Raw genomic sequence first — 19,164 nt, 5'->3', positions numbered from 1 at the left:
CGCGTGGCGACATGCGCTGCACGTGGCGGGTCGGCGCGCCCGGCACATGTCGGGGGGGGACGCCCGTGAAAATGACAATGAACCAATGGGCAGCGCTGGCACTGGGGTTCGCGGCCGGCGCGCACGCGCAGGAAATCTACCTGCAGGGCGGCACGCAGGGCGTCGGCATCGGCGCGGCAGTGAGCTTCAATTCGGTGCTGGGCGCGCACGCGGATTTCAACGCGATCAATCTGACGCATGACTTCACGGTGGCCGGCAACCGCTACCAGGACGACATCAAGTTGCGGCAAGGCGGCCTGTATGCGGACATCTTTCCGTGGCGCGGCAGCGGCTTTCGCGCGACGATCGGATTGCGCTTCAACGACGACGATATCCGCGGCGTGTCGGTGCCCACCGACGGGACCTACGTGTTCGCCGGCAAGCGTTTTCCGGCGCTGCCGGGGATGTACGCGGTCGCGGAGGCACGCTATCCGACCGTGATGCCGTATGTCGGGATCGGCTACGGGCACCGGCCGGCGTCGAAGGGGCTCGGTTTCGTCGCCGACCTGGGCGTCGCGTACGGCATCCCGCGCTGCTCGTACACGCTGTCGCCGCAACTCGCCGCCGCGGCCGGACCGCAGAAGAGCCAGATTCTGACCGCCAGCGGCCTCGACGAACTGAACCGCGTGATGTCGCGGTATCGGTGGTACCCGGTGCTGCAGATCGGGATCTCGTACCGGTTTTGAGCGGGACGTGCATTACGGCACGGCCGCGCGACGCCCGCGCGGGTTCGGCCGTCAGGCGTGCCGGGCTGCGCCTATACTTCACCGAACAAAACGCGCGGGGTGGTCGATGGAGACGGTACGCAGATCGGACGATCGTGCCGGCGATGCGCGGCGCGTCGGAACGTATGCCGTTGCGGCGCTTGCGCTGCAGATCGTCTTCCTCGCCGTCTGGGTGATCCGCTATTACCTGTTGCACGACCGGTCCGCGCCGATGGTCGGGTCGGACTTCGCGATATTCTGGGCGACGGCCCGGGTTGCGCTCGAGCATGGCCCGACGGCGATCTTCTCGCCGCAATGGATCCAGCCGATCGAGGCGGCGCTCCGGCCGTTCGACGATTTCGCGCCGTGGCCGTATCCGCCGACCTTTCTGCTCGTCGTCGTCCCGTTCGGCTTGCTGCCGTTCGCGAGCGCCGTCGTGCTGTTCGGCCTACTGTCGATCGGCTGCTACGCGCTGGTCGTGGCGCGGTTGACGCGTTCGCTCGACAGTCAGTGGCGGCTGGCGGTCGCCGCGTTTCCGGGACTGATCGGCGCCGTCCTTACGATGCAGAATGCGTTCCTGACCGTCGCGGCGGCCGGCGCGGCGCTGCTGCTGCTCCGGTCGCGCCCGGTCGTCGCGGGGGCATGCATCGCGCTCCTGATGGTGAAGCCGCAATACGGCGTGCTGTTCCCGCTGGCCCTGATCTGCGGGCGGCACTGGAAAGTGCTGGTCTCGGCGGGCATGTTCAGTGCGGCGATCGTCGCGGCATCGGCGGCCGTATTCGGATGGCGGGCGTGGACCGCGTTCTTCGCGTTCCTGCCGACCTTCAACCGCGGCGTGATCGAGTACGGCGAAACGTTCTGGCGCGGCATGCCGTCGATGGTGGGGGGCGCGCGGGCCGCGGGCCTGCCGGTCCGGATCGCGTACGGCCTGCAAATGTGCGTTGCGATGGCGGCCGCCGCGGCCGTCGCGTATGTGTGGATTCGCGCGGCGCGCTTCGAATTGCGTGCGGCCGCACTCGCCACGGCGACGCTGCTCGTGCAACCGTACTACATGTATTACGACCTGATGTGGCTGGTGTTGCCGCTGACCTTCCTGTTGCTCGACTGTCGGAACGTCCGGCCGGACCGGCTCGAGACGGTCGTCGTGGCGCTCGCCTGGATCGCGCCGGCCCAGGCGTTCGTTGCAGTCATTACCGGTGCGACGTGGCCGGTCGCGCCGGCGATTCTGGTCGCCGTGCTGGCGATGGTCGTGCGGCGCGCGTCGGAGTCGATTCCGACGAAAGCCCGGAACGACGCCGCAAGCCGTTGATACAGTGACTCCGGTCGCCGCGGCCGGAGTCCCGTTGCGAGCACTTGTCAGCGAATGGCCATTCGGCCGTCTTTTTCATCGTCCCGATCCGGCTTACCTTGCACGACAGCAGTTCGACGCGTCCGGCCGGCGGCGCAACGTGGGCGGGTTCCCGTCGCCCGCTGCCGCCGGCCGACGCCGACACCCGGCTTCCGTCCGATCACAACGATGATAGCAATGCTTGCAATTCACCGCGTTGGCGCTATCATTGATAGCAATCTGGATGGAGGGACTCATGGCAAATCTTCTGGTGCGTAACGTGGATGACAGTATCGTTCAGAGCCTTCGAGAGCAGGCTGCGGCCAACGGCAGGAGTGCCGAGGCCGAACATCGGGCCATTCTGGCCGATGCGCTCGGCCGGCCGAAGCGAAGGACATTCGCGCAAGTGCTGATGAGCATGCCGGACGTCGGCGAAGACGCGGATTTCCAACGTGTTCAGGATTCCGGCGAGGTCAGGCGTGTTTTTGATTGATACGAACGTCATCAGCGAGATCAGGAAGGGCAAGCGAACCAACCGCGGCGTGCGCGCGTTCTTCAGGCAGGCCGAGGCCGACGCGAGCCCGCTTTACCTGTCGATCGTCACGGTGGCCGAACTTCGGCGCGGCGTCGATCTGATCCGCCATCGCGGCGATCATCCGCAGGCGTCGGCGCTCGAGGCATGGATGGCGACGATTCTGTCCGGCTATGCGTCGAACATCCTGCCGGTCGATCTCGAGACCAGCCAGATGTGGGGCCATTTGCGCGTGCCCGATCCGGCCCACGCACTCGACAAGCTGATCGCGGCCACCGCGCTGATCAACGATCTCACGGTCGTCACGCGCAATGTCGACGATTTCGCCCGCACCGGCGTCCGGCTGCTGAACCCGTTCGAGTGAGCCGGGTTGCCGCGTCGCGGCAATCCGCCATCGCTTCCCGCCTTCTTCCCTTGCGTGTTCTCCGTCGCGCATCGCCCGCTTGCAGCCCGTATCGCCGGGCTTTAGCGCGCGTCCGATTCCCGGTCCTCTCCCGGCCGGCGTCGTCCTAAAAGACCCGTCCGCTCTCGTCCCAACAGACGATGTGACGCCATCCCCGACCGGCCAGAATCCTTTCACGAACAATGGATTCTGAACCTGGAGGAGGCCGACATGATCGATGTCCGTGCGCTCGGCTACGTCGTCGTCGAGGCGACCCGCGTCGATGCGTGGCGCCGCTACGCGGAAGACGTGCTGGGCATGCAGGTGCTCGACGCGCCCGACGGCGCGCTGTACCTGAAGATGGACGAGCGCGATTTCCGCTACGTGATCGTCCCCGGTGCGACCGATCGCTATTTCGCGTCGGGCTGGGAACTGCCCGACGGCGCCGCGTTCGACGCCGCGCTGACGGCACTGCGGCAGGCGGGTGTCGAGGCCGTGCGCGCCACGCGCGACGAAGCCGCGCTGCGCCGCGTGCAGGCGATGGCGTGGTGCACCGACCCGTCCGGCAACCGCCACGAGTTGTACTGGGGCGCGCGCTGCGACTTCCGCCGTTTCGTGTCGCCGCTGGGCGTCGCGCGCTTCGTCACCGGCGACATGGGGCTCGGCCACGCGGTGCTGCCCGCGCCGCAGTTCGACGCGACCGACGCGTTCGTGCGCGGCGTGCTCGGCTTCGAGCTGTCCGACATCTACCGCGTGAAGTTCACGCCGGACCCCGCCGAACCCGAGAAGCGCATTCACTTCATGCACTGCCGCAACGCGCGCCATCACAGCCTCGCGCTGTTCGAGATGGCGGTGCCGTCGGGCTGCGTGCACGTGATGGCCGAAGTCGACTCGATGGACGAAGTCGGCCGCGCGCTCGATCGGGTCGCCGCGCACGACGTGAAGATGTCGGCGACGCTCGGCCGCCACTGCAACGACCAGATGATTTCTTTCTACATGAAGACCCCCGGCGGCTTCGATCTCGAATACGGCTTCGGCGGCCTCACGGTCGACTGGTCGAAGCACGCGGTGTTCGAGGCCACCAAGGTGAGCCAGTGGGGCCACGATTTCAGCATCGGATACCGGTAAGCCAGCACGATGACGATGAAACCTCTCGATAAGACGATGTCCGCGCGCGACGTGGTCGCGCAACTCGCCGACGGCATGACGATCGGCATCGGCGGATGGGGGCCGCGGCGCAAGCCGATGGCACTGGTGCGCGAGATCGCGCGCTCGAACCTGAAGGACCTGACGATCGTCGCGTACGGCGGCGCCGACATCGGCCTGCTGTGCGCGGCCGGCAAGGTGCGCAAGGCGGTGTTCGGCTTCGTGTCGCTCGACGTGATTCCGCTCGAGCCGCATTTCCGCCGGGCCCGCGAACAGGGCCGCGTCGACGTGCTGGAACTCGATGAAGGGATGCTGCAGCTTGGCCTGCGCGCGGCCGCCGCGCGCCTGCCGTTCCTGCCGACGCGCGCCGGTCTCGGCACCGCGCTGCTCGATCACGCGCCGCAGCTGCGCACGGTGCAATCGCCGTACGACGACGGCGAAACGCTGCTCGCGATGCCGGCGATCGAACTCGACGTCGCGCTGCTGCACGTGAACGCGGCCGACCGGATGGGCAACACGCGCATCGACGGTCCCGATCCGTTCTTCGATGCGTGGATGGCGCGCGCCGCGCAGCGCTGCTACGTGTCGGCGGAAACGGTCGACGCGTCGCTCGCGAGCGACGACCTCGACGCCGCGCGCCGCAATCCGTTCGAGCGCTCGCTCGTCACCGGCGTCGTGCACGCGCCGGGCGGCGCGCACCCGACGTCGTGCGGGCCGGACTACGGCTGGGACCTGCCGCACCTGCGCGCGTACTGCGCGAGCGCGGAAGACGATGCGAAGACGGCGGCTTACCTGCGCGACGTGGTCGGCCAGGACGAACGCCAGTATCTCGAAGGTGTCGGCGGGCTGTCGCACGTGACGACGCTGCCGTTGCCGATTCTGTAAAGGAGCGCCTGTGAGCGAATCTCTCGACCATTCCCTCGCGGAACTGATGATCGTCGCGTCCGCGCGACTCTGGCGCGACGACGGCGAAGTGCTGGCGACCGGCATCGGCACGGGCCCGCGGCTCGCGGCCGGCCTCGCGCGGCTCGCGTACAACAGCGGGCTGATGCTGACCGACGGCGAAGCGTATCTCGTCGAGGCGCCGATCCCGCTCGGGCCGCGTCCCGACGGCTATCGCGTGCAGGCGAGCGGCTGGATGACCTACGAGCGCGTGTTCGACTGCCTGTGGCACGGCCGCCGCCACGCGCTGGTGATGCCGACGCAGATCGACCGTTTCGGCCAGGCCAACATCTCGTGGCTCGGCGACGACTACGCGCGTCCGAAGACGCAGCTGCTTGGCGCGCGCGGCTTCCCCGGCAACTCGACGAACCACGCGAACTCGTTTTTCGTGAGCGGCCACGGCAAGCGCACGTTCGTCGCAGGCGAAGTCGACATGGTGTGCACGGTCGGCTACAACCCGGCGCGCCGGCTGCCCGGCATGAAGACCTTCGTCGACCTGCGCAGCATCGTCACCGACCTGTGCGTGATGGATTTCGGCGGGCCCGACCACGCGATCCGCGTGCGTTCGCTGCATCCGGGCGTGAGCTTCGACGAGGTGCAGGACGCGACCGGCTTCCCGCTGATCGCCGCGCCCGACCTCGGCACGACGGCCGCGCCGAATGCGGAAGACCTGCGCATCGTGCGTGCGCTCGACCCTCACAACCTGCGCGCGACGATCGTGCGCAACAATCCGGCGCCGCGCCGCGGATGAGGTCCGACATGGAAGCGACCCAGATGACGTTCGGCGACGGTGTCGTCGACTACGCGGTCGAGGACGGCATCGCGACGATCACGATGAACCGTCCCGAGTATCACAACGCGCAGAACTCGAAGATGACGTATGCGCTCGACGCGGCGTTCCGGCGCGCGGCGCACGACGACGCGGTGAAGGCGATCGTGCTCGCGGGCGCAGGCAAGCATTTCTCGGCGGGTCACGACATCGGCACGCCGGGCCGCGACATCCACGAGTCGTTCGACCGCGCGTCGCTGTGGTACGACCACGTCGACAAGGAAGGCGGCGAATTCCTCTATGCGCGCGAACAGGAGGTGTACCTCGGGATGTGCCGGCGCTGGCGCGACCTGCCGAAGCCGACCATCGCGATGGTGCACGGCGCGTGCATCGCGGGCGGGCTGATGCTCGCGTGGGTGTGCGACCTGATCGTCGCGTCGGAGGATGCGTTCTTCGCGGATCCGGTCGTGCGGATGGGGATTCCCGGCGTCGAGTATTTCGCGCATGCGTACGAGCTGAACCCGCGCATCGCGAAGGAGTTCCTGTTCCTCGGCGAGCGGATGCCGGCCGAGCGCGCGTATCAGATGGGCATGGTCAACCGCGTGGTGCCGCGCGAGCGGCTGCGCGATGCAACCTACGCGATCGCCGCGAAGATCGCGACGATGCCGCGCCTCGGCCTCACGCTGACCAAGCAGGCGCTGAACCACGTCGAGGAACTGCAGGGCAAGCGCGCGGCGATGGACGCGGCATTCGCATGGCACCACTTCGCGCATGCGCACAACGAGCTCGTCAGCGGCGACCGCCTCGGCGGTTACGACGCCCGCAAGATGGCCAGCTCGCAGCGCAAGCCCGAACCGGCCGACGGCGAAGCGCAGGCCGATGCGGCACCGGCCGCCGTCAACGGAGCCGCCGCATGAGCACGACGTTGCATACGCCGCTGTGCGACCTGCTCGGCTGCCGCTACCCGATCGTGCAGACCGCGATGGGCTGGGTGGCCGACGCGCGGCTCGTTGCGGCGACCGCCAACGCGGGCGGCTTCGGCTTTCTCGCCGGCGCGACGCTCGAACCCGAGCAGGTCGAGGCCGAGATCCTGAAGGTGAAGTCGCTGACCGACAAGCCGTTCGGCATCAATTTCCACATGTTCCAGAAGAACGCCGCACAGGTGGTCGATCTCGCGATCAAGCACCAGCTGCGTGCGGTCAGTTACGGCCGCGGGCCGGACGCGAAGACGATCCGACGCTTCAAGGACGCCGGCATCGTCTGCATGCCGACCGTCGGCGCGCCGAAGCACGCGTCGAAGGCGGTCGAGCTAGGCGCGGACATCGTGACGGTGCAGGGCGCGGAAGGCGGCGGCCACACGGGCTCGGTGCCGACCACGCTGCTGCTGCCGAAGGTGCTCGACGCGGTGCGGGTGCCGGTCGTCGCGGCCGGCGGATTCTTCGACGGCCGCGGGCTGGCGGCCGCGCTCGCGTATGGCGCAGCCGGCATCGCGATGGGCACGCGTTTCCTGATGAGCGCCGAATCGCCGGTGCCGCGCGAAACGCTCGACCGCTACGTCGCGGTCGGCGATCCGGCGCGGATCCGCGTTTCGGACGCGCTCGACGGGCTGCCGCAACGGATGATCGACAACCCGTACCTGCTGAAGCTCGAACGCTTCGGCCCGCTGCGCCGCACGTGGTTCGCGCTGAAGACGGCCGAAGCGTGGCGCCGCCAGAACGGGCTGAGCACGGGCGACATGCTCGGCCTCGCGATCAAGGCGCTGCGCTCGCACGACTACACGGCGAGCCAGACGCTGATGGCCGCGAACGCGCCGTTCCTGATCCAGCGCGCGATCGTCGAGGGGCGGCCGGACGAAGGCGTGCTGCCGAGCGGCCAGGCGGCCGCGATGATCGGCGCGATCGAATCGTGCGACGCGCTGATCGCGCGGATCGTCGCGGAAGCCGGCGAGCGGCTCGACGCGCTGGCCGCATTGCGCGGCGCGACCGCGGCACAGGCTGCGTAAAAAACATCACAGGGAGGCTTTGGAGATGACTGCATCCAATCAACCGGGCGGCGCGACGCCGTTCCGGATCGAGCGCGCCGACGGCATCGCCGAACTGGTGATCGCTCATCCGCCCGTGAACGCGCTTGATGCGCAGGGCTGGCATGCACTCGCGCGCGCGCTCGACGCGCTCGGCGAGGACGACGACGTGCGCGTGATCGTCGTGCGCGGCGAAGGCCGCGGCTTCTGCGCTGGCGTCGACATCAAGGAACTCGCCGCGCATCCGGAGCGGATCGTGTCGGTCAACGCCGGCAACTACGAGACGTTCCGCGCGGTGCACCGCAACCCGAAGCCGGTGATCGCGGCCGTGCACGGTTTCGTGCTCGGCGGCGGGATCGGCATCTGCGGCGCGGCGGACATCGTCGTCGCGGCCGACTGCGCGCGCTTCGGCGTGCCGGAGATCGACCGTGGCGCGATGGGCGGCGGCGCGCATCTGCAACGACTGTTCGGTGTGCAGAAGGTGCGCGCGATGTACTTCACCGGCGACATGATCGACGCAGCCGAAGCGTACCGGCTCGGCGCGGTCGAGCAGGTCGTGACGCGCGACGCGTTGCGCGACGCGGCGCTCGCGATAGCGCGCAAGATCGCGGAGAAAAGCCCGGCGATGGTGCGGCTCGCGAAGGAGGCGCTGAACGGCGTCGAGGACGGCGATCTCGAAGACAAATACCGCTGGGAGCAGGGCTTCACGCTGCAGGCCTACATGACGAACGACTCGACAGAAGCGCGCGCCGCATTCGTCGAGAAGCGCGACGCACGGTTCGACGCGCAGGCAGGCGTCGAGGAGGCACGCGCATGAACCTGACCTATACGCCGCAACAGCAGGCGTTCCGCGCGGAAATCCGCGCATGGCTCGCCGCGCACGTGCCGCGCGAGCGGCTGCCGAGCTTCGATACCGAGGAAGGTTTCGCCGCGCACCGCGAATGGGAGCGCACGCTGCACTCGGGCCGCTGGAGCATGGTCACGTGGCCGCGCGAACTCGGCGGGCGCGGCTGCGACCTGATCGAGTGGCTGATTTTCGAAGAAGAGTACTGGCGCGCCGACGCACCGATGCGCGTGAACCAGAACGGCATCTTCCTGCTCGGCCCGACGCTGATGGACTTCGGCACCGACGCGCAGAAGGCGCGCTTCCTGCCCGCGATGGCGGCCGGCGAGCACGTGTGGGCGCAGGGCTGGTCGGAGCCGAACGCGGGTTCGGACATGGCAGCGATCCGCACGACGGCGATCCGCATCGGCGACGAATACGTGCTCAACGGCCAGAAGATCTGGTCGACCCGCGCGGTGTGGGCCGACTGGCTGTTCGGGCTGTTCCGCAGCGATCCCGAATCGTCGCGTCACCACGGGCTCACGTTCCTGATGGTGCCGCTGTCCGCGCCGGGCATCACGGTGCGTCCGATCCGCCAGCTCAACGGGCAGACGGGCTTCGCGGAGATTTTCTTCGACGACGTGCGCGTGCCGGTCGAGAACCGCCTCGCGGCCGAAGGCGCGGGCTGGCAGGTCGCGATGGCGACGGCCGGCTTCGAGCGCGGGCTGATGCTGCGTTCGCCCGCGCGGTTCCAGCGCACCGCGCAAGCGTTGCGCGACCTGTATCTCGCGCACCGCGACAGCGCGGATCGCGACCCGACGCTGCGTGAACGCGTGGTCGCCGCGTGGATGGACGCGCAGGCGTACGCGCTGTCGACCTATGCGACCGCAAGCCGGCTGCTGAAGGGCGGCCACATCGGCGCGGAGTCGAGCACCAATAAGGTGTTCTGGTCGGAGCTCGACCTGCGGATGCACCAGACCGCACTCGACATTCTCGGCGCGCACGGCGAGGTCGTCCCGCAGACGGCCGCGCAGCACGCGACGCTCGGCCACTGGCTCGACGGCTTCCTGTTCGCGCAGGCCGGCCCGATCTACGCGGGCACCAACGAGATCCAGCGCAACATCGTCGCCGAACGGATGCTCGGCATGCCGCGCGCGTAAGCGCGCCGGCGATTCCCTCACTGAACGGACATCGTATGGATTTCGTATTCGATGAAGACCAGGAAGCGCTCGCGGACAGCGTGAAGCGCCTGCTGATGACCGAGATGACCCCGGAGCTGATCCGCGAGCTGTGGGCCACGCCGAGCGGCCGCTCCGACGCGCTGTGGTCGCTGTTCGCGTCGCAGGGGCTGACCGCCGTGTCGGTGCCCGAAGCGCACGGCGGCCTCGGCCTGACCGAAGCGGAATGGGCGCTGCTCGCGCAGACCTACGGCTATTTCGGCAGCCCGGAGCCGCTGCTCGACACGGCGCTGGTATCGGCCGGCGTGCTCGCGCGGCTGCCCGCCAGCGGCTGGCGCGACGCGCTGCTGCGCGACATCGCCGAAGGGCGCGCGCGTGTCGCGTTCGTGCATCCGGTGAACCCGTATGCGGCCGACGTGCACGTCGCGCAGGCGCTGCTCTGCGAGCACCGCGGCGAGCTGCACCGCGTCGATCCCGCGCAGTGCGCGTGGCGCGCGGTCGACAGCGTCGACCCGTCGCGGCGCCTGTTCACGCTCGACTGGGAACCGTCGGCGGCCACGCGCATCGCGGGCGCCGACGAAGCCGCGCCGCTGCTCGACCGCGCGCTCGACCACGGCGCGTTCGCGGTGGCCGCGCAATTGCTCGGCCTCACGCAACGCGTGCTCGACGTCGCGATCGACTACAGCGCGCAGCGCAAGCAGTTCGGCAAGGCGATCGGTTCGTACCAGGCGCTCAAGCACCTGCTCGCCGACGTCGCGATCCGCTACGAGTTCGCGCGGCCGGTGGTTGCGCGCGCGGCTCAAGCGATCGCCGACGATCACCCGCAGCGCGCGGTGCTGGTGTCGCACGCGAAGCTCGCGGCGAGCGCCGCCGCGCAGCTGGCCGCGCGCCACACGATGCAGGTTCACGGCGCGATCGGCTACACGTGGGAGCTCGACCTGCAGATCTTCATGAAGCGGATCTGGGCGCTCTCCGGCAGCTGGGGCGACACCGCGTTCCACAAGGCCCGCGTGGCCGACGCGATCCTCGGCGACGCATTGCCGATCGGCCCCGCGCAGACCTTCGACTTCGAGGAGACCAATCAATGAAACAAGCCTATATCGTCGACGCGCTGCGCACGCCGACCGGCCGCCGCAAGGGCGGGCTCGCACACGTGCACGCGGCAGACCTCGGCGGCTTCGTGCTGAAGACGCTCGTCGAACGCAACGCGATTCCGGCCGACGAATACGACGACGTGGTGTTCGGCTGCGTCGACACGATCGGCCCGCTCGCGGGCAACATCGCGCGCACCTGCTGGCTCGCGGCCGGGTTGCCGCTGCAGGTGCCGGGCGTGACGGTCGATCGCCAGTGCGGCTCGTCGCAGCAGGCCGTGCACTTCGCCGCGCAGGCCGTGATGAGCGGTGTGCAGGACGTGGTGGTTGCGGGCGGCGTGCAGACGATGACGCAGATCCCGATCTCGTCCGCGATGACGAGCGCGGTGTCGCTGGGCTTCAACGACCCGTTCTCGGGCAGCACCGGCTGGCGCGCGCGCTTCGGCGATGCGCCGGTGTCGCAGTTCGTCGCCGCGCAGCGGATCGCCGATCACTGGAACCTGTCGCGCGACGCGATGGAACGCTATGCGCTGGAAAGCCATCGCCGCGCGGTGGCGGCGATCGAGGCCGGCCATTTCAAGCGGGAAATCGTGCCGCTCGAAGGCGTGCAGCACGATGAAACGCCGCGCCCCGACACGTCGCTCGACAAGATGGCGACGCTCGAACCGCTGATGCCGGGCGGCTCGCTGACGGCCGCCGTCGCGAGCCAGACCTGCGATGCGGCCGCGGCGCTCTTGATCGTGTCGGAAGATGCGCTGAAGCGCTACGGGCTCACACCGCGCGCGCGCATTCATCACCTGAGCGTGCTCGGCGACGATCCGCTGTGGATGCTCACCGCGCCGATCCCGGCGACCAAGGCCGCGCTGAAGAAGAGCGGGCTCGACTGGGCGCAGATCGACGTCGTCGAGATGAACGAGGCGTTCGCGTCGGTCGCGCAGGCCTGGCTTGCCGACACGCGCTTCCCGCACGAGAAGACCAACCCGAACGGCGGCGGCATCGCGCTCGGCCATCCGCTCGGCGCGACCGGCGCGCGACTGATGACGACGCTGCTGCACGAACTGGAACGCACTGGCGGACGTTACGGAATGCAGACGATGTGTGAAGGCGGTGGTCTCGCGAACGTCACGATCATCGAGCGCCTGTGAGCGCGTCACTTTCACGATCTCTCGATCCAGGAGGCACCAGCATGGGAATCTGTAACGGACGCACCGTCATCATCACCGGCGCCGGCGGCGGGCTCGGGCGCGAATACGCGCTCGCGTTCGCGGCCGAGGGCGCGGCGGTCGTCGTCAACGACATCCGGCACGAGGCAGCGCAGGCCGTGTGCGACGAGATCGCACGACGCGGCGGCCGCGCGCTCGCGAATTCGGACGACATCACCAGGATCGACACCGCGCAGCGGATCGTCGACGCCGCACGTGAAGCATTCGGCGACGTGCACGTGCTGGTCAACAACGCAGGCATCTGCCGCGACAAGATGTTCACCAGCATGACCGAAACCGACTGGGACGACGTGATGCGCGTACACCTGCGCGGCCACTTCTGCCTGTCGAGCGTGCTGGCACGTGTATGGCGCGACGCCGCGAAGGCCGGCCATCCGGTCGACGCGCGCATCGTCAACACGAGCTCCGGCGCCGGGCTGCAAGGCTCGATCGGCCAGTCGAACTACGGCGCGGCGAAGGCCGGCATCGCGGCGCTCACGCTGATGCAGGCGGTCGAACTGCAGCGCTACGGCGTGCGCGTGAACGCGCTCGCGCCGGCCGCGCGCACGTCGATGACCGAAGGCGTGTTCGCCGACATGATGAAGAAGCCCGAGGACGGCGGCTTCGACTATTTCGATCCGGCCAACGTCGCGCCGCTCGTCGTGTGGCTCGGCAGCGCGCTGTCGGCCGACGTGACGGGCCAGGTGTTCGAGGTCGCGGGCGGGATGATCGCGGTGGCCGAGGGCTGGCGCACCGGCCCGAGCGTCGATCGCGGCGCGCGCTGGGCGCCGGCCGAGGTCGGCCCGGCGGTCGCGCGGCTGCTCGCCGATGCGCGGCCCGCGCAGCGCGTGTACGGGAGCTGACGATGGATCTGGCGCTCACCGACGAACAGGCGATGATCCGCGACGCGGCAGCCGACGTGCTCGCCGAGCGCAGCGCGTCGGCCGACGTGCGTCGCGCGATCGAACAGGCGGCCGGCCGCGACGACGCGCTGTGGGCCGCGCTCGCGGGCGAGCTGGGCTGGAACGCGCTGGCGCTGCCGGAGGCGGCGGGCGGGATGGGGCTCGGCGCGGTCGAACAGACGCTGTTGATGGAGCAGCTTGGGCGGCGCGTCGCGTGCGTGCCGTATTTTTCGACCGCGTGCCTGGCGGGCACCGCGCTGGCCGGCTGCGATACGCCGGGCGCGACCGGCTGGCTCGCGAAGCTGGCCGAAGGCGCGTGCAGCGCGACGCTGGCATTGCCGCTCGCGCTTCCGGCCGGCGCGGGTCAACTGCCGGTCGTCGCGGAAGAAGCGGCGGGGGGTTACGCGCTGTCCGGAACGATCGAGCAGGTGATCGACGGTGCGCGCGCCGACCTGCTGATGATCCCGGCACGGATCGCGAACGAAGGGCAGGCGATCGGGGTGTTCGCGATCGACGTCGCGACGGTGTCGGGCCTGTGCGTCACGCCGCTCGACACGCTCGACGCGACGCGGCCGATCGCGCGTGTCGTGCTCGACGAGGCCCGCGTGAGCCGCGATGTGTTGTTCGCGAGCGGCGGCGCTGCCGCGAAGTTGCTCGAACGCACCGCATGGTTCGCAGCGCTCGCGCTGGCCGCCGAACAACTCGGTGGCGCACAGCAATGCCTCGATCTCACGCTCGACTACACCGGCCAGCGCGTGCAGTTCGGCCGCGCGATCGCATCGTTCCAGGCCGTCAAGCACCGCTGCGCGCAGATGATGGTGCTGATCGAATCCGCGCGCTCGGCCGTGCTCGGCGCCGCCCACACGTGGGACGCGGAAGCCGGCAGCGGCACGCCCGGCGCTGCGCTGCGCGCCGACGTCGCGGCCGCAAAAGCCGCCGCCAACGATGCGTATGCGTTCTGCGCACAGGAGGCGATCCAGCTGCACGGCGGCGTCGGCTTCACGTGGGAATACGACCCGCATCTCTATTTCAAGCGCGCGCAGGCGTCGGGCGCGCAGTTCGGCAGCACGCCGCAACTGCTCGAATGGATCGCCAGCCAGGCGATCGACGGCGGCGCGTCGCGGCACGACGCGGTGCTCGCGTCGTCGCCGTCGGCTTCGATCGCCACGCGTTCGTCCGCCGCGCGCACCGGAGCCCTCCAATGAACAGCGAATCGCGCGAACAGCAATTGCGGCACGAAGTCGCCGACTGGGTGCAGTCGCACCTGACCGGCGAATTCGCGTGCCTGAAATACCGCGGCGGCCCCGGCGACGAGGAAGCGTTTCCCGAACTGCGCAAGGCGTGGGAACGGGAACTCGCGCAGGGCGGCTGGACCGGCCTCGGCTGGCCGACCGACGCGGGCGGCCGCGGCTTTTCGGTCGCCGAGCAGGTGATCTTCCACGAGGAATACGCGCGCGCCGGCGGCCCCGGGCGGATGGGGCACATCGGCGAAGGGCTGCTCGGCCCGACGCTCGTCGCGTGCGGCACCGACGACCAGCGCGCGCGCTTCCTGCCCGGAATTCTCGCCGGCACGCAGTTCTGGTGCCAGGGTTACTCGGAGCCGGGCGCGGGTTCGGACCTCGCGAACGTGCGCACGCGCGCCGAGCAGGACGCCGACGGTACCTGGCGCGTGCACGGCCAGAAGGTGTGGACGTCGCTCGCGCACGACTCCGACTGGATCTTCGTGCTCGCGCGCACCGATCCGGCGTCGAAGGGCAACAAGGGGCTGTCGTTCCTGCTGATGCCGCTCGACCAGCCGGGCATCGAGATTCGCCCGATCAAACAGCTCAACGGCGGCGCCGAATTCAACGAAGTGTTCTTCGACGGTGCGCGCGCGCAAGCATGCGATCTCGTCGGCGCGCCGGGCGACGGCTGGCGGATCGCGATGACGCTGCTCGGCTTCGAGCGCGGCATGTCGACGCTCGGCCAGCAGATGCAGTTCGTCCGCGAACTCGACTGGGTGATCGACGCCGCGCGCGAATCGGGCGCGGATCGCGACCCGGTGCTGCGCCAGCGGATCGGCCGCGCGTGGGCCGGGCTGCGCGTGATGCGCTACAACGCGCTGCGGATGCTGTCGGGCGCGGACGACGCGAACGGCGCCACCGCGCCGCTGCGCCGCGAGGCGCTGATCTACAAGTATTTCTGGTCGAACTGGCACCGCGACCTCGGCCAGCTCGCGATGGATGCGCTTGGGTCCCGCGCGAACGTGATCGATCCGGCCGACGAGAAGCTCACCCATCTGCAGCGCGTGTTCCTGTTCTCCCGTGCGGACACGATCTACGCCGGCACCAACGAAATCCAGCTGAACATCATGGCCGAGCGCGGGCTCGGCATGCCCAGGGAACCGCGAGGAAACGCATGACCGAACTCCAGATCCAGAAAGCGCCGGCGTACGTGCCGGGCCACCAGCTGCTCGCCGGCAAATCGGTGCTGATCACGGCCGCCGCCGGCGCCGGCATCGGCTTCGCGGCCGCGCGCCGCTGCGCGGAGGAAGGCTGCCGCGCGCTGTTCATCTCCGACATCCACGAGAAACGCCTCGAACAGGCCGTGGAGACGCTGCGCGCCGAAACGGGGCTGCAGCAGATCTACGGCCGCCTGTGCAACGTCGCGGTCGAGGACGACGTGCAGGCGCTCGTCGCGGAAGCCCAGGACAAGCTCGACGGCGTCGACGTACTGATCAACAACGCCGGGCTCGGCGGCGCGAAACGCATCATCGAAATGGACGATGCCGAATGGTCGCGGGTGATCGACATTAGCCTGACCGGGACGTTCCGGATGACGCGCGCGATGCTGCCGCACATGCAGGCCCGCGGCCGCGGCGCGATCGTCAACAACGCATCGGTGCTCGGCTGGCGTGCGCAGGCGGAACAGGCGCACTACGCGGCGGCGAAGGCGGGCGTGATGGCGCTCACGCGCTGCGCGGCGCTTGAGGCGTCGCCTTACGGGGTGCGCATCAACGCGGTCGCGCCGAGCATCGCGATGCACGATTTTCTGAAGAAGTCGGCCCCGGCCGACCTGCTGAATCAACTGGCGTCGCGCGAAGCCTTCGGGCGCGCCGCCGAAGTCTGGGAGGTCGCGAACGTGATGGTGTTCCTTGCAAGCGATTACGCGTCGTACATGACGGGCGAAGTGCTGTCGGTCAGCAGCCAGCACGCATGATGAGCGCGACCCTCGACCCCGTGCGCGCGACGCCCCGCGTGTTCGCGCATCCCGGCGAACTCGCGGCCGCCGTCGGCGACACGCTCGGCGCGAGCGCCTGGCTCGCGATCGACCAGATCCGCATCGACGGCTTCGCCGACGCGACGGGCGATCACCAGTGGGTACACGTCGACCCGGTGCGCGCGAAGGACGGCCCGTTCGGCGCGTGCATCGCGCACGGCTACCTGACGCTGTCGCTCGTCAATTATTTCCTGCCGCAGATCGTGCGCATCGACGGCGCGCGGCTCGGCGTCAACTACGGCTGCGACAAGATCCGCTTCCCGGCGCCGGTGAAGGTCGGCGCGCGCGTGCGCGGCGTCGGCGAGTTGCTGCGCGTCGAGCCGCTCGACGGCGGCGTGCAGGCGTGGGTCCGCGTGACCGTCGAGATCGAAGGCGAGGCCAAGCCCGGCTGCGTCGCCGACACGATCAGCCGCTACTACTTCTAGTTTCGATTCAGAGAGCCAGCTCATGGAAGACGCAGTCATCGTTTCCGTCGCACGCACGCCGATCGGCAAGGCGTTTCGCGGCATGTTCAACGACACCGAGGCGCCCGCGCTGGGCGGCCACGTCGTGCGCGCGGCGCTCGAACGCGCGGGCGTCGCGCCGGCCGACGTCGACGACGTGCTGATCGGCTGCGCCGCGCAGCAGGGCACGCAGGGTTACAACATCGGCCGCCTGTCGGCCGCGGCGGCCGGCTTGCCGGCGTCGGTGCCCGGGATGTCGATCGACCGCATGTGCTCGTCGGGCCTGATGTCGATCGCGAGCGCCGCGCGCAGCATCGGCGCGGGCGATGCGCGGATCGTCGTCGCGGGCGGCGTCGAATCGATCTCGCTCACGCAGAACAAGCACAAGAACGGCTACCGCGCGCGTTCGCAGGCCGTGCTCGACCATCAGCCTGCCGCGTACATCGCGATGATGGAAACGGCCGAGATCGTGTCGCGCCGTTACGGCATCTCGCGTGCCGCGCAGGACGAATTCGCGCTGCAGAGCCACCAGCGCACGGCCGACGCGCAGGCGGCCGGCCGCTTCGACGCGGAAATCGCGCCGCTCGACGTGCGGCGCGCGCTGTTCGACAAGGAAGGCAATCCGACCGGCCACGAAGCCGTCCGCGCGGCGCGCGACGAGGGCGTGCGCGCCGACACGACGGCCGAACGGCTCGCGGGGCTCAAGCCGTCGTGGAGCGGCGGCAAGGTCGTCGAGCAGGGCGAGTTTGTGACGGCCGGCAACGCGTCGCAGCTGTCGGACGGCGCGGCGGCGGTCGTCGTGATGTCGCGGGCCGAGGCGGAGCGTCGCGGACTGACGCCGCTCGGCACGTTCCGCGGGCTGGCCGTGGCCGGCTGCGAGCCGGACGAGATGGGCATCGGCCCGGTGTTCGCGATTCCGAAGCTGCTGGAACGTTTCGGGATGACCGTGCGCGACGTCGGGCTGTGGGAGCTGAACGAGGCGTTCGCGTGCCAGGCGCTGTATTGCCGCGACACGCTCGGCATCCCCGACGAGCGGCTGAACGTCGACGGCGGCGCGATCGCGCTCGGCCACCCGTTCGGGATGTCGGGCACGCGGATGACGATGCACGCGCTGCTCGAAGGCGCGCGCCGCGGCGTGCGGCATGCGGTCGTGACGATGTGCATCGGCGGCGGGATGGGTGCCGCCGCGCTGTTCGAGGTCGGCGCGTAACGACGCTCGAGCAAGGCTCACCGGCAGCCGAGCCGGCAGCCCGGTTCGGCTGCCATCCATTCGGGACCATTCGAGGCCGCGGCAACGACCGACGGCCCGGAGACTTGCAGCGGCAGGGCGAGCGCGTCGGCGCGGGCCCGGGCCGCTCGCAGAGAAGGAGACAAACCGATGAAACGTACTTTGCCAGGACTCGCGATGTCGGCGCTCGTGCTCGGCGCCGCGCTGTTCGCGTTCTCGCCGCGCCCGCTGCCGGCGTTCCCGGTCACCGCGATCCATGCGGACCGCCTGCAGATCAACGGGCTCGCCCGCGCCGGCACGCGCATCGTCGCGGTCGGCGAGCGCGGCGTGATCCTGTTGAGCGACGATGCGGGCGGCCGCTGGCGGCCGGCGTCGGTCACGCCGGACCAGGGATCGACGCTCACGCAGGTGAGCTTCGTCACGCCGACGCTCGGCATCGCCGTCGGTCACGACGGCCGGATCCTGCGCAGCGACGACGCGGGCGTGCACTGGCGCGAAGTTCATGGCGACAACGCGCATTCCGATCCGCTGCTGTCCGTGTGGGGAACCGCGAACGGCCCGCTGTTCGCGGCCGGCAGTTTCGGCCAGCTGCTGCGCTCGGACGATGCCGGGCTCACGTGGCAGCCGCTCAAGACGCCGGCGGGCGACCGCCACCTGAACGCGATCGTCGGCGACGGCCACGGCGACCTGCTGATCGCCGGCGAGAGCGGCACGCTGCTGCGTTCGACCGACAACGGCGAGAGCTGGGACAAGGTGCCGTCGCCGTACCAAGGCTCGCTGTTCGGCGCGCTGATGCTCGCGAACGGCGACTGGGTCGCATACGGCATGCGCGGCAACGTGTTGCGCAGCACCGATCGCGGCGCGACCTGGACGCACGTCGACAGCCACGTGCCGGTGTCGTATTTCGGCGCGACCCAGCTTGCCGATGGCGAACTCGTGCTGGTCGGGCAGGGCGGCGCGATCGTCGGGTCGCGCGACGGCGGCCTGACCTTCGACGTGCGCAAGCTCGGCGGCGTGCAGAGCCTCGCGGCCGTGCTCGACATGGGCCGCGGCGCGCTGCTGCTCGGCGGCGAGGCCGGCGTCGCGCCGCTCGCTGCGTCGCCGTCCTGATGCGCGGCGGCGCTGCCTGCCGCCGCCCGCATCGTCCGCATCGCCTGTTCCGTCCGTTCCGACACGAG

The 19,164-nt window shown here is 69.6% G+C and carries 20 protein-coding genes; all 20 read left to right on the top strand.

Annotation, left to right across the window (positions count from 1 at the left end; translation table 11 throughout):
- The first annotated feature begins 71 nt into the window (after positions 1 to 71).
- Positions 72 to 725 (top strand): hypothetical protein, encoded by a 654-nt coding sequence (locus tag U4012_RS02325; RefSeq protein ID WP_321795821.1) that lies wholly within the window; start codon positions 72 to 74, stop codon positions 723 to 725.
- A gap of 7 nt (positions 726 to 732) precedes the next feature.
- Positions 733 to 2,052, top strand: coding sequence for a glycosyltransferase family 87 protein (locus U4012_RS02320; protein WP_321795819.1), 1,320 nt, complete (start codon positions 733 to 735; stop codon positions 2,050 to 2,052).
- A 274-nt stretch (positions 2,053 to 2,326) separates the two neighbouring features.
- Positions 2,327 to 2,563: a FitA-like ribbon-helix-helix domain-containing protein gene (locus U4012_RS02315; protein ID WP_014899176.1), complete on the top strand. Its 237-nt coding sequence runs from the start codon at positions 2,327 to 2,329 to the stop codon at positions 2,561 to 2,563.
- Positions 2,550 to 2,966, top strand: coding sequence for a type II toxin-antitoxin system VapC family toxin (locus U4012_RS02310; protein ID WP_193759899.1), 417 nt, complete (start codon positions 2,550 to 2,552; stop codon positions 2,964 to 2,966). The genes U4012_RS02315 and U4012_RS02310 overlap by 14 nt, the downstream gene beginning before the upstream one ends.
- 249 nt (positions 2,967 to 3,215) lie before the next feature.
- The gene (locus U4012_RS02305; RefSeq protein WP_044845676.1) at positions 3,216 to 4,112 is read left to right on the top strand and encodes a VOC family protein; all 897 of its coding nucleotides are present in this window, start codon (positions 3,216 to 3,218) and stop codon (positions 4,110 to 4,112) included.
- 9 nt (positions 4,113 to 4,121) lie between these two features.
- On the top strand, positions 4,122 to 5,015 hold the full coding sequence (locus tag U4012_RS02300) for a CoA transferase subunit A (protein WP_124521988.1): 894 nt from the start codon (positions 4,122 to 4,124) through the stop codon (positions 5,013 to 5,015).
- 10 nt (positions 5,016 to 5,025) lie between these two features.
- The gene (locus U4012_RS02295) at positions 5,026 to 5,823 is read left to right on the top strand and encodes a CoA-transferase subunit beta (protein ID WP_124484681.1); all 798 of its coding nucleotides are present in this window, start codon (positions 5,026 to 5,028) and stop codon (positions 5,821 to 5,823) included.
- A gap of 8 nt (positions 5,824 to 5,831) precedes the next feature.
- Positions 5,832 to 6,758 carry an enoyl-CoA hydratase gene (locus U4012_RS02290; RefSeq protein ID WP_321795813.1) on the top strand — a complete coding sequence of 309 codons (927 nt, stop codon included), beginning with the start codon at positions 5,832 to 5,834 and terminating at the stop codon, positions 6,756 to 6,758.
- On the top strand, positions 6,755 to 7,843 hold the full coding sequence (locus U4012_RS02285) for a nitronate monooxygenase (protein WP_321795811.1): 1,089 nt from the start codon (positions 6,755 to 6,757) through the stop codon (positions 7,841 to 7,843). Before U4012_RS02290 ends, U4012_RS02285 begins: the two co-directional genes overlap by 4 nt.
- Before the next feature lie 25 nt (positions 7,844 to 7,868).
- Positions 7,869 to 8,678: an enoyl-CoA hydratase family protein gene (locus tag U4012_RS02280; RefSeq protein WP_044845671.1), complete on the top strand. Its 810-nt coding sequence runs from the start codon at positions 7,869 to 7,871 to the stop codon at positions 8,676 to 8,678.
- Positions 8,675 to 9,844, top strand: coding sequence for an acyl-CoA dehydrogenase family protein (locus U4012_RS02275; RefSeq protein ID WP_044845670.1), 1,170 nt, complete (start codon positions 8,675 to 8,677; stop codon positions 9,842 to 9,844). Before U4012_RS02280 ends, U4012_RS02275 begins: the two co-directional genes overlap by 4 nt.
- Positions 9,845 to 9,879: 35 nt before the next feature.
- On the top strand, positions 9,880 to 10,950 hold the full coding sequence (locus U4012_RS02270) for an acyl-CoA dehydrogenase family protein (RefSeq protein ID WP_321795807.1): 1,071 nt from the start codon (positions 9,880 to 9,882) through the stop codon (positions 10,948 to 10,950).
- The gene (locus U4012_RS02265; protein WP_044845668.1) at positions 10,947 to 12,098 is read left to right on the top strand and encodes an acetyl-CoA C-acetyltransferase; all 1,152 of its coding nucleotides are present in this window, start codon (positions 10,947 to 10,949) and stop codon (positions 12,096 to 12,098) included. The genes U4012_RS02270 and U4012_RS02265 overlap by 4 nt, the downstream gene beginning before the upstream one ends.
- A 41-nt stretch (positions 12,099 to 12,139) precedes the next feature.
- Positions 12,140 to 13,018 (top strand): SDR family oxidoreductase, encoded by an 879-nt coding sequence (locus U4012_RS02260; protein ID WP_044845667.1) that lies wholly within the window; start codon positions 12,140 to 12,142, stop codon positions 13,016 to 13,018.
- A gap of 2 nt (positions 13,019 to 13,020) precedes the next feature.
- The gene (locus tag U4012_RS02255) at positions 13,021 to 14,262 is read left to right on the top strand and encodes an acyl-CoA dehydrogenase family protein (RefSeq protein WP_321795802.1); all 1,242 of its coding nucleotides are present in this window, start codon (positions 13,021 to 13,023) and stop codon (positions 14,260 to 14,262) included.
- Positions 14,259 to 15,458, top strand: a complete 1,200-nt coding sequence (locus tag U4012_RS02250; protein ID WP_321795800.1) for an acyl-CoA dehydrogenase family protein — start codon at positions 14,259 to 14,261, stop codon at positions 15,456 to 15,458. Before U4012_RS02255 ends, U4012_RS02250 begins: the two co-directional genes overlap by 4 nt.
- Positions 15,455 to 16,255: an SDR family oxidoreductase gene (locus tag U4012_RS02245; RefSeq protein WP_321795797.1), complete on the top strand. Its 801-nt coding sequence runs from the start codon at positions 15,455 to 15,457 to the stop codon at positions 16,253 to 16,255. The genes U4012_RS02250 and U4012_RS02245 overlap by 4 nt, the downstream gene beginning before the upstream one ends.
- Positions 16,255 to 16,740 (top strand): MaoC family dehydratase, encoded by a 486-nt coding sequence (locus U4012_RS02240; protein WP_044845711.1) that lies wholly within the window; start codon positions 16,255 to 16,257, stop codon positions 16,738 to 16,740. The genes U4012_RS02245 and U4012_RS02240 overlap by 1 nt, the downstream gene beginning before the upstream one ends.
- A gap of 22 nt (positions 16,741 to 16,762) precedes the next feature.
- The gene (locus tag U4012_RS02235) at positions 16,763 to 17,968 is read left to right on the top strand and encodes an acetyl-CoA C-acyltransferase (RefSeq protein WP_321795795.1); all 1,206 of its coding nucleotides are present in this window, start codon (positions 16,763 to 16,765) and stop codon (positions 17,966 to 17,968) included.
- A 168-nt stretch (positions 17,969 to 18,136) separates the two neighbouring features.
- Positions 18,137 to 19,096, top strand: a complete 960-nt coding sequence (locus U4012_RS02230) for a sialidase (protein WP_321795793.1) — start codon at positions 18,137 to 18,139, stop codon at positions 19,094 to 19,096.
- Positions 19,097 to 19,164 lie beyond the last annotated feature (68 nt).

This window comes from Burkholderia sp. BCC1988, from assembly GCF_905339895.1.
Lineage (GTDB): Bacteria > Pseudomonadota > Gammaproteobacteria > Burkholderiales > Burkholderiaceae > Burkholderia.
Note: the sequence above shows the minus strand (reverse complement) of the source record. Positions and strands in the feature narration are given on the sequence as shown.